This window comes from Hydrogenophaga sp. A37 (genome assembly GCF_002001205.1).
Lineage (GTDB): Bacteria > Pseudomonadota > Gammaproteobacteria > Burkholderiales > Burkholderiaceae_C > Hydrogenophaga.
This window is the reverse complement of sequence record NZ_MUNZ01000106.1, coordinates 1-13515: the sequence shown is the minus strand read 5'-3', so window position 1 is coordinate 13515 and position 13515 is coordinate 1. Positions and strand designations below refer to the sequence as shown.

At 67.4% G+C, this 13515-nt stretch carries 14 protein-coding genes; 12 read left to right on the top strand and 2 right to left on the bottom strand.

The features are described from left to right. Positions 1 to 75: 75 nt before the first annotated feature. Positions 76 to 1158, bottom strand: a complete 1083-nt coding sequence (locus B0E41_RS12810; protein WP_077331545.1) for an AraC family transcriptional regulator — start codon at positions 1156 to 1158, stop codon at positions 76 to 78. Between the two features lie 129 nt (positions 1159 to 1287). Here B0E41_RS12810 and B0E41_RS12805 point away from each other — a divergent pair, with 129 nt between their 5' ends. From B0E41_RS12805 to B0E41_RS12750, 12 genes are all read left to right on the top strand, one after another. Then, the gene (locus B0E41_RS12805; protein WP_077331544.1) at positions 1288 to 3015 is read left to right on the top strand and encodes an AMP-binding protein; all 1728 of its coding nucleotides are present in this window, start codon (positions 1288 to 1290) and stop codon (positions 3013 to 3015) included. 13 nt (positions 3016 to 3028) lie between these two features. Beyond that, a complete protein-coding gene (locus B0E41_RS12800) occupies positions 3029 to 4651 on the top strand; it encodes a carboxyl transferase domain-containing protein (protein WP_077331543.1) in 1623 nt (540 codons plus the stop codon). A gap of 59 nt (positions 4652 to 4710) precedes the next feature. After that, positions 4711 to 5034 carry a type II toxin-antitoxin system VapB family antitoxin gene (locus tag B0E41_RS12795; RefSeq protein ID WP_253194821.1) on the top strand — a complete coding sequence of 108 codons (324 nt, stop codon included), beginning with the start codon at positions 4711 to 4713 and terminating at the stop codon, positions 5032 to 5034. Continuing rightward, a complete protein-coding gene (locus B0E41_RS12790) occupies positions 5031 to 5432 on the top strand; it encodes a PIN domain-containing protein (protein ID WP_077331541.1) in 402 nt (133 codons plus the stop codon). Before B0E41_RS12795 ends, B0E41_RS12790 begins: the two co-directional genes overlap by 4 nt. Beyond that, on the top strand, positions 5420 to 5965 hold the full coding sequence (locus B0E41_RS12785) for a DinB family protein (protein ID WP_077331540.1): 546 nt from the start codon (positions 5420 to 5422) through the stop codon (positions 5963 to 5965). Before B0E41_RS12790 ends, B0E41_RS12785 begins: the two co-directional genes overlap by 13 nt. Beyond that, a complete protein-coding gene (locus B0E41_RS12780) occupies positions 5962 to 6762 on the top strand; it encodes an enoyl-CoA hydratase/isomerase family protein (protein WP_171984751.1) in 801 nt (266 codons plus the stop codon). The genes B0E41_RS12785 and B0E41_RS12780 overlap by 4 nt, the downstream gene beginning before the upstream one ends. A 27-nt stretch (positions 6763 to 6789) precedes the next feature. Continuing rightward, complete coding sequence (locus B0E41_RS12775) at positions 6790 to 7515, top strand: DUF4126 domain-containing protein (protein WP_077331539.1); 726 nt, start codon at positions 6790 to 6792, stop codon at positions 7513 to 7515. 8 nt (positions 7516 to 7523) lie between these two features. After that, positions 7524 to 9587, top strand: coding sequence for an acetyl/propionyl/methylcrotonyl-CoA carboxylase subunit alpha (locus B0E41_RS12770; RefSeq protein ID WP_077331538.1), 2064 nt, complete (start codon positions 7524 to 7526; stop codon positions 9585 to 9587). Between the two features lie 36 nt (positions 9588 to 9623). Further along, positions 9624 to 10544: a glyoxylate/hydroxypyruvate reductase A gene (locus B0E41_RS12765; protein ID WP_077331537.1), complete on the top strand. Its 921-nt coding sequence runs from the start codon at positions 9624 to 9626 to the stop codon at positions 10542 to 10544. 41 nt (positions 10545 to 10585) lie between these two features. Next, a complete protein-coding gene (locus B0E41_RS12760; RefSeq protein WP_077331536.1) occupies positions 10586 to 11071 on the top strand; it encodes a DUF3592 domain-containing protein in 486 nt (161 codons plus the stop codon). Between the two features lie 94 nt (positions 11072 to 11165). Further along, on the top strand, positions 11166 to 12077 hold the full coding sequence (locus tag B0E41_RS12755) for a DUF4349 domain-containing protein (RefSeq protein WP_077331535.1): 912 nt from the start codon (positions 11166 to 11168) through the stop codon (positions 12075 to 12077). Positions 12078 to 12101: 24 nt separating this feature from the next. Next, a complete protein-coding gene (locus B0E41_RS12750; protein WP_077331534.1) occupies positions 12102 to 13013 on the top strand; it encodes a hydroxymethylglutaryl-CoA lyase in 912 nt (303 codons plus the stop codon). A gap of 141 nt (positions 13014 to 13154) precedes the next feature. Here B0E41_RS12750 and B0E41_RS12745 read toward each other — a convergent pair whose 3' ends face one another. Beyond that, a complete protein-coding gene (locus B0E41_RS12745) occupies positions 13155 to 13454 on the bottom strand; it encodes a BON domain-containing protein (RefSeq protein WP_077331533.1) in 300 nt (99 codons plus the stop codon). Between the last annotated feature and the right edge of the window lie 61 nt (positions 13455 to 13515).

Below are 13515 nucleotides of genomic sequence, written 5' to 3'. Positions count from 1 at the left end.
CGCTGGATGAAAAGCGCCCAGGGAATCAAGGACTTGCGGGCGAATCCTTGGGCGGCGTGGGCCGCTGCTGTCAGGTCAACTCGGGTTTTGTTCGCTCACGGAGCGCCCCGCATCCCGCCATTCCCCCGGTGTCACCCCCGTCCAGCCCTTGAAGGCGCGGATGAAGCTCTTTTCGTTCAGAAACCCGGCGGCTTCGGCCACCTGCTTGATCGGTCGGGACGTGCGCTGCAGCAGGTCCTGCGCGCGGTCGCGCCGCACCTCGTCTTTCAGCGCCTGCAGCGTCGCGCCTTCGTCCTTCAGTTGCCGGTGCAGGGTGCGGGCCGAGGTGTTGAGCAGGGCCGCGAGATCGTTGGCGTTGTGGGCGTCCAGCGGCTGGGTCGTGAGCACCTGGCGCACGCGCTGCACCAGCAGGCGGTCGCGCCGGTAGGGGCGCACCTGGATCGGCAGGGCGCGCTGCAGCATCTGGTTCATGGCGGCTTCGTCGCGCTTGACGGGCAGAGCGAGGTAGCGCGCGTCGAAGCGGATGGCGGCCTCGGGCGAGTCGAATTCTGTCGGGCCGTCGAACAGCACGCGGTAGGCCTCGGCGTGCGCTGGCGCGGCGAACGGGAAGCTCGCGCCCAGCAGCGGGATGCGCGAGTCCACGAACCAGCAGGCCAGGCCCAGGCTGTTGCGCAGCACAGAGACGAAGCAGAACTCGCGCAGGCTGCCGTCGCCGCCCGGTGGGCGGTGTTCGGTGAGGGTGATGCTGGCCACGTCGCCGCTGGTGGTCACGGTCAGGGTGATGTCGGGCGTGAGCAGGCCGTGGTGGCGGCACCAGCGTTTGAGCGCCGCACCCAACGTGGGGGCCGAGAGCGAGGCGCGCGCGAGCATGCCGTAGCTGCCCCAAGGCAGGGGCCGGGCAAACCAGCCCAGGGCTTCATCGTCGAGTTCGCGCATGGCCGCGCCCGACACGGTTTCCATTTGCGCGGCGGTGATGTGGCCCGCCCGCTGTTGCAAAAGGCTTGGCGCGATCTGTGCCTGCGCCAGCGCGGGCGCCGGGTCCATGCCGCGCAGCCGGTACGCCCGCACAATGGCCCGCACAAAGGCCATGGGCGTTGCGGCGCGCGCCGTGCGCAGATTGCTTGGGAAGCCCGGGGGCGTTGGGGTGGGGCTGGGCATGGCCGGCAGTGTGCCTCAGTTGCGGCGCGATTTGCAACCATTCTGGCAACCGGTGCTGGGCATGAGCTCCTATGCTTGCGCTTGACGCCCGGCCCGGCCTGGGCGACCGCATTCGGAGGAGACACACCCATGAGCGCAACCCCTTCAACCGCCGCACCGCTGGTGCAAAGCCTGGCGCGCGGCGCGACCGACGTGCCGCTGATCGAGCAGACCATCGGCGCGTTTTTTGACGCCATGGTGGCGCGCCAGCCCGAGCACGAAGCGCTGGTGAGCGTGCACCAGGGGCGGCGCTACACCTACCGCGCACTGCAGGCCGACGCGCACCGCCTGGCCAGCGCGCTGCTGGCGCAGGGCCTGAATCCGGGCGACCGCGTGGGCATCTGGTCGCACAACAACGCCGAGTGGGTGCTGATGCAACTGGCCACGGCGCAGGTGGGCCTGGTGCTGGTGAACATCAACCCGGCCTACCGCACGTCTGAAGTGGAGTACGCGCTCAACAAGGTCGGCTGCAAGCTGCTGGTGAGCATGGCGCGCTTCAAGACCAGCGACTACCTGGGCATGCTGCGCGAGCTGGCACCCGAGTGGGCGCATGGCCAGCCGGGCGCGCTCGAAGCGCAGCAGCTGCCGCACCTGAAGACTGTGGTCTGGATCGACGAGCCCGGGCAGGGCGCCGAAGAACCCGGGCTGATGCGCTTCTCGGCGCTGCTCGCGCAGGGCGACGCGACCGACCCGCGCGTGGCGCAGGTGGCGGCCACGCTGAAGGCGAGCGACCCGATCAACATCCAGTTCACCAGCGGCACCACCGGCTTCCCCAAAGGCGCCACGCTCACGCACCGCAACATCCTGAACAACGGCTTCTTCATCGGCGAGTGCATGAAGCTCACGCCGGCCGACCGCTTGTGCATCCCCGTGCCGCTGTACCACTGCTTCGGCATGGTGCTGGGCAACCTGGCCTGTTTCACGCACGGTTCGACCATCGTCTACCCCAACGACGGCTTCGACCCGCTGACCGTGTTGCAGACGGTGCAGGACGAACGCTGCACCGGTCTGCACGGCGTGCCCACCATGTTCATCGCCGAGCTGGACCACCCGCGTTTTGCTGAGTTCGACCTGTCGACCCTGCGCACCGGCATCATGGCCGGCTCGCCGTGCCCCACCGCCGTGATGCAGCGCGTGGTGAGCGACATGCACCTCTCGCAAATCACCATTGCCTACGGAATGACCGAGACCAGCCCGGTGAGCTGCCAGAGCAGCACCGACACGCCGCTGGACCGGCGCGTGTCCACCGTGGGCCAGGTGCAGCCACACCTGGAGGTGAAGATCGTGAACCCCGACAGTGGTGAGGTCATGGCGACCGGCCAGTCGGGCGAGCTGTGCACGCGCGGCTACTCTGTCATGCACGGTTACTGGGACGACCCGGCCAAGACGGCGGAGGCCATCGACGCCGAGGGCTGGATGCACACCGGCGACCTCGCCACCATGGATGCCGAGGGCTACGTCAACATCGTCGGCCGCATCAAGGACATGGTGATCCGCGGCGGTGAAAACATCTACCCGCGCGAGATCGAAGAATTCCTCTACCGCATGCCGCAGGTGCAGGACGTGCAGGTGGTCGGCGTGCCCGACGCCAAATACGGCGAAGAGCTGTGCGCTTGGGTGATCGTCAAGCCCGGCCAGGCGCTGGACGAAGACGCGGTGCGCACCTTCTGCAAAGGGCAGATCGCGCACTACAAGGTGCCGCGCTACATCCGCTTCGTGGACGCCTTCCCCATGACGGTGACCGGCAAGATCCAGAAGTTCAAGATACGCGATGCCATGAAGGACCAGCTGGGGCTGGCCGAACAGAAAACAGCCTGAACCAGAGAACGCCATGCCCGCACTCGACACGAAACTCAACGCCCGCTCCGCCGACTTCCAGGCCAACGCCGCCGCCATGCGCGCCGTGGTGGACGACCTGAAGGCGCAGGTTGAAAAAGCCACGCTCGGCGGCGGCGGCGCGGCCCGCGCCAAACACACCGCGCGCGGCAAGCTGCTGCCGCGCGACCGCGTGCAGATGCTGCTGGATCCGGGCACGCCCTTCCTGGAACTGAGCCCGCTGGCCGCGATGGGCATGTACCCGGACCGCGACGGCAGCGACAGCGCGCCCTGCGCCGGCGTCATTGCCGGCATCGGCCGCGTGAGCGGCGTGGACTGCATGATCGTCTGCAACGACGCCACGGTGAAAGGTGGCACCTACTACCCGCTCACCGTCAAGAAGCACCTGCGCGCGCAGGAAGTGGCGCAGCAAAACAACCTGCCCTGCATCTACCTGGTGGACTCGGGCGGCGCCAACCTGCCGAACCAGGACGAGGTCTTCCCCGACCGCGACCACTTCGGCCGCATCTTCTTCAACCAGGCCAACATGAGCGCGCAGGGCATCGCGCAGATCGCGGTCGTCATGGGCTCGTGCACCGCGGGCGGCGCCTACGTGCCGGCCATGAGCGACGAGACCATCATCGTCAAGAACCAGGGCACCATCTTCCTGGGCGGCCCGCCGCTGGTGAAGGCCGCCACCGGCGAGGTGGTCACCGCCGAAGACCTGGGCGGTGGCGACGTGCACACGCGCCTGAGTGGCGTGGCCGACCACCTGGCGCAGAACGACCTGCACGCGCTGGCGCTGGCGCGCCAGGCGGTGAAGAACCTCAACGCGCGCAAGGTGCCGCCCATCACCACCATCGACCCGGTGGCGCCGCTGTACCCGGCCGAGGAGCTGTACGGCGTGATCCCGACCGACACGCGCAAGCCGTTTGACGTGCGCGAGATCATCGCCCGCATCGTCGATGGCTCGGACTTCGACGAGTTCAAGTCGCGCTTCGGCACCACCCTGGTCTGCGGCTTCGCGCGCATCGAAGGCATGCCGGTCGGCATCATTGCCAACAACGGCATTCTGTTCAGCGAGTCGGCGCTCAAGGGCGCGCACTTCATCGAACTCTGCTGCCAGCGCAAGACGCCGCTGGTGTTTCTGCAGAACATCACCGGCTTCATGGTCGGCCGCAAGTACGAAAACGAAGGCATCGCCCGCAACGGCGCCAAGATGGTGACGGCCGTGGCCACCGCTGCGGTGCCGAAGTTCACCGTGATCATCGGCGGCAGCTTCGGCGCCGGCAACTACGGCATGTGCGGCCGCGCCTACTCGCCCCGCTTCCTCTGGATGTGGCCGAACGCGCGCATCAGCGTGATGGGCGGCGAGCAGGCCGCGAGCGTGTTGGCCACCGTCAAGCGCGACGGCATCGAAGGCAAGGGCGGCAGCTGGAGCGCGGAAGAAGAGGCCGCGTTCAAGGCGCCCATCAAGGAACAGTACGAAGTGCAGGGCCACCCCTACTACGCGACGGCCCGCCTGTGGGACGACGGCGTGATCGACCCGGCCGACACGCGGCGTGTGCTGGCGCTGGGGCTGAGCGCATCGCTGAACGCGCCGATCCCCGAGACGAAGTTTGGACTTTTCCGAATGTGATGTGTATGATTTTCTAATTTCATACACATTGAAGGAGGTTCCCCGTGCGGACCAACATCGTGATCGACGACAAACTCATGGCAGATGTCATGGCCTATGGCGACTTCAAGACCAAGCGCGAGGCGGTGGAAGAGGGTTTGCGCATGCTCAAGCGGCGCAAGGTGTACGACGGCTTGCTGGCTTTGCAAGGACAACTTCAGTGGGACGACTCTGACGAAGGATGGGCCCGCTGGCGTGCGGAACAGCAGGCTTTGAAGGCAGCCGGCGAACCGTATGACCGTGCCATTGACGTGAAACAACGGGGCCAAACAGACGTTCAGGCGCAAGTGCTGCAAGAGCCCGCGCCTCCAACACTGACCGCAAAAGCCCGAAAGAAACCATGATTCTGGTGGACTCCAGCGTCTGGATTGACTTCTTCAATCAAGCGCCAACCTCGCAACGCCTACAACTGGTGCGCTGGCTGGAAGCTGGGGATGTGTCGATTGGAACAGCCGATCTGGTGGTGTTCGAAGTGCTGCGCGGGTTTCGCAACGACAAAGCTCGTCAGTGGGCTGAGAGCCTGTTGCTGGATTTGCCTGTAATGGACATTGGCGGGGCAGCCAACGCGCTCAACGCAGCGGCGCTGTACCGCCGTCTGCGAGCACAAGGCCGCACCGTGCGCAGCCCCATCGACGTGCTGCTCGCCAGCTACTGCATGACCCACGGCCACACGCTGCTGCACCGCGACGCCGACTTTGAATCGCTCAAAACATTGGGAGGTCTGGACACATGGCCGAACTGAGCCCCTCGTTGAGTCCCTTTCACACCCACTTCGCCCGGCAGGCGCGTTACCACGTCTGGGCCACGCACCGCCTGCTTGATGCCGTCTCGCGCGTGTCCGAAGACGACTACCGCAAGGACGTCGGCCTGTTCTTCAAGAGCATCCACGGCACGCTCAACCACCTGCTGGTGGCCGAGCACCTGCTCTGGTACGCGCGCTTTTCCAAAGGCGCCTCGCCGCTGCTCGGACTTGACACCGAAGTGGAACCCGACCGCGAACGCCTGGGCCAGGCGCTCAAGGGCGGTGCCGCCAACTGGGAACACCTGATCGCTTCCTGGCCCGCCGAGCGCTTTGAGGGTCAGCTGGACTACCAGACCATGAAGGGTGTGCCGCAATCGCTGCCGTTTGCTGCCACGCTGGCGCACGTGTTCAACCACGCCACCCACCACCGCGGCCAGATCACCGCCGCGCTCACCGCCCTGGGTCAGCCTGGCCCGGAGCTGGACTGGGTCTACCACCTGCAACTGGAGGCCGCCGAGGCCAAGAAATCATGAGCACTGCCGTGAGCCCAGCCCTGACCGTTTCGGTCCAAGACCGCATCGCCCGCATCACGCTCAGCCGCCCCGAGGTGCGCAACGCCTTCAACGACGCCGTGATCCAGGAGCTCAAGGCCGCGTTTGAAGCCGTGGGCACGCGCGACGACGTGCGCGCCGTGGTGCTGGCCGCCGAGGGCCCGGCCTTCTGCGCCGGGGCCGACCTGAACTGGATGCGCCGTATGGCCGACTACACGCGCGAAGAAAACGTGGCCGATGCGGGCCAGCTCGCGGCCATGTTGAAGGCGATTTACGAATGCCCCAAACCCACCATCGCCGCTGTGCAGGGCGACGTGTTCGCCGGCGGCATGGGCCTGGTGGCGGCGTGTGACATGGCCGTCAGCGTGGACACGGCCACCTACTGCCTGAGCGAGGTCAAGCTCGGTCTGATCCCGGCCACCATAAGCCCCTACGTGATCCGCGCCATGGGCGCGCGCGCCTCGCACCGCTACTTCCTCACCGCCGAGCGCTTCAGCGCGCAGGAGGCGCACCGCATCGGCTTCGTGCACGAGCTGGTGAGCGGTCCGGAGACGCTGGACGCGAAGGTCAACGAACTGGCCCAGGCGCTGGTGAGCGCCAGCCCGGCCGCCGTGAAGGCCTGCAAACGGCTGGTGCAGGACGTGGCCGAGCGGCCCATCGACGCCGCGCTGATCGCAGCCACCGTCGAAGGTATTGCCGACATCCGCGCGAGCGAACAAGGCCGCGAAGGAGTGGCCTCTTTTCTGCAAAAGCGCAAGCCCGCGTGGCTGGCGGGCTAGACGGTTGCTTCCCTCAAGGAGAACACCATGGACGCACTCTGGACCACCATCGTCAACTGGCTGCACGGCATGGGCCTGCACTTGGGCACGGGCGTGGTCAATGAGGTCGGTGGCCAGGTGGCCGAGGGTGTGAGCGCAGCCGCCAGTCACCTCGACATGCCCAGCTTGCTGGCCCTGGCCGCCGCGCTCGGCTGGGTCAGCGGCTTCCGGTTGTATGCGGTGGTGTTCCTGGTCGGTGCTTTGGGCGCGATGGGCTGGTTGCCATTGCCCGAAGGCCTGCAAGTGCTGCAGCACCCGGCCATGCTGGCCGCCAGTGGCGGGCTGCTGTTCGTGGAGTTCTTTGCCGACAAAATCCCGGGGCTCGACTCGCTGTGGGACATGGTCAACAGCGTGATCCGCATCCCCGCGGGCGCCGCGCTGGCCGCGGGCGCGCTGGGCGCCGACAGCAGCACCATGGCCCTGGTGGGCGCGCTGCTCGGCGGCACGCTCGCGGCCAGCAGCCAGGCCGCCAAGACCACCACGCGCGCCGCCATCAACAGCTCGCCCGAGCCGTTTTCCAACATCGCCATGAGCCTGGTCGAAGACGGCCTGGTGGTCGGCGCGGTCTGGCTGGCCACCAACCACCCGCTGGTGTTCGGCGTGTTGCTGGTCATCGCCGTGGTGCTGATGTGGATCGTCACCTGGATGCTGTTCAAGTTCCTGCGCGCGGTGTTCCGCCGGGCGCAATCCCTGTTTTCTTCTGCTACCGCCTGAGGCCTCGAATGTTCACCAAGATCCTGATTGCGAATAGAGGCGAGATCGCCTGCCGCGTTGCCGCCACCGCCCGCCGCATGGGCGTGCGCACCGTGGCCGTGTACTCCGACGCCGACGCCAGCGCCAAGCATGTGGCGGCCTGCGACGAAGCCGTGCACATAGGTGGCAGCGCGCCGAAAGACAGCTACCTGCAATGGCAGCGCATCCTCGATGCGGCCAAGGCCACGGGAGCTCAGGCCATCCACCCGGGCTACGGCTTCCTAAGCGAAAACGAAGCCTTCGCCAACGCCTGCGCCGAAGCCGGCCTGGTGTTCATCGGCCCGCCTGCGAGCGCCATCCTGGCCATGGGGCTGAAGGCCGAGTCCAAGCGTTTGATGGAGAGCGCTGGCGTGCCGTTGGTGCCGGGTTACCACGGCGCCGATCAAGACCCGGCCCTGCTGCAGCGCGAGGCCGACCGCATCGGTTACCCGGTGCTCATCAAGGCCAGCGCCGGCGGTGGTGGCAAGGGCATGCGCGCGGTGGAGAAGGCCGAAGACTTTGCCGCTGCGTTGGCTTCTTGCAAGCGCGAGGCCATCAACAGCTTTGGCAGCGACGCGGTGCTGGTCGAAAAATACGCCCAGCGCCCGCGCCACATCGAGATCCAGGTGTTCGGCGACACGCACGGCAATTGTGTGTACCTGTTCGAGCGCGACTGCTCGGTGCAGCGGCGCCACCAAAAGGTGCTGGAAGAAGCGCCCGCGCCGGGGATGACGCCCGAGCTGCGCGCGCAGATGGGCGCCGCTGCCGTGGCGGCGGCCAAGGCTGTGAACTACGTGGGCGCGGGCACGGTGGAGTTCATCGTCGAGCAGCCGCCCGAAGGCGGCATGCGCTTCTATTTCATGGAGATGAACACGCGCCTGCAGGTCGAGCACCCGGTCACCGAGGCCATCACCGGCCTCGATTTGGTCGATTGGCAACTGCGTGTGGCCAGCGGCGAGCCGCTGCCACTGAAGCAGGAAGACTTGCACATCCACGGCCACGCCATCGAAGCGCGCATCTGCGCCGAAACGCCGGACAACCAGTTCCTGCCCGCCACCGGCCGGCTCGACGTCTACCGCCTGCCCGCGTGCACCGAATTCTTGCCCCCTCTCCCTCTGGGAGAGGGCCGGGGTGAGGGCTCGCGTGTGGCTGCGCAGCCGGTGCGCGTGGATGCGGGCGTGCGCGAGGGCGACGCCATCAGCCCCTTCTACGACTCCATGGTCGCCAAGCTGATCGTGCACGGCCGCACCCGCGCCGAGGCGCTGGCCCGGCTCGACGCCGCGCTGGCACAAACCCGCATCGTCGGCCTGTCGACCAACGTGCAGTTCCTGCGCCACGTGGTCGCCAGTCCCTCGTTTGCGCATGCGAATCTGGACACAGCGCTGATCCCGCGCGAAGCGGGCGTGCTGTTCCACCAGGACAAGGTGGGCCGCAACCTGGCCGTGGCCGCCGCCGTGGCGCAGACCCTGCTGGCCGAGCGCGCGAGCGAAGGCAAGGACCCGTTCTCGCGCCGCGACGGTTGGCGCCCGCACGGCCTGACGGTGCGCCGCTTCGACTTCGAATACCTGGGCGAGGCGATGCAGGCCAGCCTGACCTATCTGCACGATGGCGCACTTCAGTTGGCTTTTTCTGAGGTCAGTGGCGCGCTCGCATTCGACGCGCTGCCGGCAGAGAACGGCACGCTGATGGACCTGCGCTTCATGGGCCAGCGCCAGACGGTGCAGACCTGGCAGCGCGAAGAGATCGTGCACATCTTCTGTGCCCTGGGCGCCACCCAGATCACCGAGCTCGACGCGCTGGCCCACGCCGGCGAAGCCGCTCACGACGTGGGACGCCTGACCGCGCCCATGCCGGGCAAGGTGGTGAGCTTTGCCGTCAAGGCCGGCGACGCGGTGAAGAAGGGCCAGCCGCTGGCGGTGATGGAGGCCATGAAGATGGAGCACACCATCGCCGCGCCGGCCGACGGCACGGTGGCCGAGCTGCTGTACGCGCCGGGCGACCAGGTGGCCGAGGGCGCGGAACTGCTGAAAATCGCCACCGCCACTGCGGGATGAACAGGCAGCAATGAACGCCCCCGCTAAGCTCGCCGCATGAACATCACTTTCTGCTGCACCGACACCAAGGCCGAGCCCTGGTTGGAGGGCCTGCGCGCGGCGTTTCCCGAAGCGTCGGTCGAGGTCTGGGAACCCGGTGCTCCACAGGCCGATCACGCCGTGGTCTGGGCGCCACCGCAACTGTTTTTGGACGAACAGCAGGCGCTCAAGGGCCTGTTCAACATCGGCGCGGGGGTCGACGCGCTGCTCAAGCTGCGCCTGCCGCCGGGTGTCAAGGTGGTGCGGCTCGACGACGCGGGCATGTCGGTGCAGATGGCCGAATACGTGTGCCACGCGGTGATCCGCCACTTCCGTGAGTTCGACGGTTACGAGGCCGACGTGAAAGGGGGCAAGTGGTCGTACCGCAAGCCGCGCGAGCGCCAGGACTTTCCGGTGGGGGTGATGGGCCTGGGCGTGCTCGGGGAGAGGGTGGCCCAAGCGCTGCGCGTGTTCGAATTCCCGGTGCACGGCTGGAGCCGCAGCCCCAAGACCATCGATGGCGTGGTCGCGCACAGTGGCGAGGTGGGGTTCCAGACCTTTCTGTCGAGCTGTCGCGTGCTGGTCAACCTGCTGCCGCTCACGCCCGACACGCGGGACATCCTGAACCGCGAGACGCTGGGGCGCCTGAAGCCCGACGGCTATCTCATCAACGTGGCGCGTGGCGCGCACCTGGTCGAGGCCGATCTGCTCGCCCTGCTGGAGAGCGGCCACCTGGCCGGCGCCACGCTCGACGTGTTCCGCACCGAGCCGCTGCCCGCTGACCATCCGTTCTGGGTGCACCCGAAGGTCACGGTGACGCCGCACACCTCGGCGCGCACGCTGCGCGATGAGAGCATCGCGCAGATCGCGGGCAAGATCCGCGCGCTCGAAGCGGGCGAGCCTGTTGCGGGTGTGGTCGATCCTGTGCGCGGATACTGAGGCCCAATGCGCCCACGCGACCGAACCCGCGATCCTCAGACATGAACACCACAACCTCGACCTCCACCGTTCGCCGGTTCTTCGGCCTGCTGGGCTGGATCCTTCTGGTGCCCAGCGCCCTGACCGCGCTGGGCTCGGCATGGCTGCTGGCCTCCAGCCTGAACTTCTCGGGCGAGATGCAGACGGCGCAAGGTCGCGTGGTGGGGCACCACGACAGCTTCGTGGGAACGTCGACCCGCCGCGGGTTTGCCCAGCAGAGCATCGTGGAGTTTGTGGCCAGTGATGGCCGCACCCTGCGGTTCACGGATTCGGTGCTGCGGCAGCTGCAGGCGGTGCACGAGGTCGGCGAAACGGTCACGGTGCGCTACCCGGTCAACGATCCGTCCAGCGCCGAGATCGGCAGTTCGGGCGTGTTGAAGGTCTTCATCGGCTCGATCCTGCTGCTGTTCAGCGGCGTCGGCATGGCCATCGGCTGGCTGTTGCTGCGCCTGCGGCCCAAGCCCGCAAGCGCCACGTCCGTGGCCTGATCCCGACAGCCCACACCAGACGGGCGGCATCCGTCATGTCGCCCGCACCCTCTGATAGGCTTTTCTGCTTTCCGTGTCTCAAGGGATTTCCAACATGCACCGCTTTCTCTCGCGCCCACCGGCGCTGGTCGCCGCTCTGATCGCCGTCACGCTCGCTCTGGGTGCTTGCGGGCGGCAGGTTGAATCACCGGCCATGCCCGCCCCGTCGCGGGACACGGCCCCCGAGATGTCCGCCAAGATGATGGCGGGCGAGCGTTCGAGCGCCCAATTGGCTCCTTCGCCCGCTGCGGGTGGTGGCGAGGCCTTGTCGCAGCGCCACATCGCCGTGAGCCACGCGCTGGAGGTGGTGGTGCCCGCCGAGCAGATCACCGAGGCCTGGAAGGCCGTGGCCGACACCTGCGCCAAGCTCGATTGCGAGGTGGTGTCGTCGTCCGTGCGCAAGGAGCTGCGTGACCAGCCCGGCGGCGCCGAGCTGGAGATGCGCGTGAATCCGAAAGACGCGCCGCAGCTGCTGGGCCAGCTCGAAGGCGTGGGCCGCGTGGCCTCGCACAACACCAGCAGCGAAGACAAGACCGCGCAGGTGGTCGATGTCGAGGCGCACATCAAGAACCGCACCGAGTTCCGCGACAGCCTGCGCGCGCTGCTGCAGCAGCCGGGCGCCAACCGCAAGCTGTCGGACGTGCTGGAGATCCAGCAGACCCTGTCGCAGACCCAGGCCGAACTTGACAGCCACGCCACCCAGCTCAAGCTGCTGATGCAGCAGACCACGCGCCAGCACATGCAGGTGTCGTTCCGCCCCGAGGTCACGCTCACCGAAGGCCGCGCCGCCAACCCGATCTGGACCGCGCTGCGCGACGCCGGGCGCGTCATGTCGGACAGCGTGGCGAGTTTGATCACCCTGGTGGCTGCCTTCGTTCCCTGGCTGGTGGTGCTGGTGCCGCTGGTGTGGGCGCTGCGCTGGGCTTGGGCCTGGCGGGCACGCCGCCGGGCGCCGCCCGCCGCCTGATGTTGTCTTGAAAGAGGTTTCCCCATGTCCATTCCCACCCGTGTCCAGCTCATCGACGTCGGCCCGCGCGACGGCCTGCAGAACGAGAAGCAGCCGGTGCCTGCCGCGATCAAGATCGAGCTGGTGCACCGCTTGCAGGCCGCCGGCCTGACGGAGATTGAGGTCACGAGCTACGTGAGTCCGAAGTGGGTGCCGCAGATGGCCGACAACCACGAGGTGATGGCCGGCATCACGCGCCAGAGCGGTGTGCGCTACTCGGTGCTCACGCCCAACCTCAAGGGCTTCGAGGCGGCCCTGCTCGACCAGCCACACGAGATCGTGGTGTTCGGTGCGGCGAGCGAGGCGTTCAGCCAGAAGAACATCAACTGCTCCATCGCCGAAAGCATTGAACGCTTTGCGCCGGTGGTCGCCGCGGCCAAGGCGGCTGGCATCGCGGTGCGCGGCGCGATGAGCTGCACCGTGGGCTGCCCGTACGAAGGCGACATCGCTCCCGGGCGCGTGGCTTACCTCGCGGGGCTGATGAAGGGCATCGGCGTCGAGCGCGTGGACGTGGCCGACACCATCGGCGTGGGCACGCCGCGCAAGGTGCAGGCCGCCCTGGAGGCGACGCTCCAGCATTTCGCCATCGACGAGGTGTCAGGCCATTTCCACGACACCTACGGCCAGGCGCTGTCCAACACACTGGCCGCCCTGGAACTGGGCGTGTGGAATTTCCAGTCCTCCGTGGCCGGGCTGGGCGGCTGCCCGTACGCCAAGGGTGCGACCGGCAACGTGGCGACCGAAGACGTGGTCTACCTGCTGCACGGCATGGGCATTGAAACCGGCATCGATCTGGACAAGCTGGTGGATGCCGGCCAGTTCATCAGCGAACACCTGGGTCGCCCGAGCGGCTCGCGCGTGGCGCGCGCCCTGCTGGCGAAACGGGCCAGCGCTTGAAGTGAAACACCCCCGCCGCGCTTCGCGCGACCCCCTCAAAAGGGGGCGGCACTGGCCGTCCGGCAAAGCCGGCCCGGCGGTGCCCTTGGTTGCGGCGTTTTGTGCGGCGGGGTTGCGCTCTGGCTATGACGGGGCTCGGGGTCAGCTGTTCGTGGCCGACCAGGTGTGCACCTGGGTGCTGATGGCCCGCGTGATGCCGGGCAACTGGCTCACGACATACCGCGCCTGATCGACGTCATCAGGCTCTTGAGCCCAGCCTTGCAGACGGGCCTTGCCTTGCGACACCTCGACCGTGATGTCTTTGGCCTTGTCACCCATGGCGCTCACCAGGGCCTGCTGGGCGTTGGTGGCGGTGGTTGCATCGGCGGTTTGGGCCTGGATCGGTCCGGCCAGACTCAGGGCGATGGCGAAAGAGGCGAGTGAGGCGATAGGGGCTTTCATGATGAGGTTCCTTTCGTGAAGTGGCGCGCCATCACCGGGGGTGGTGGGCGCCGGTCCCGGG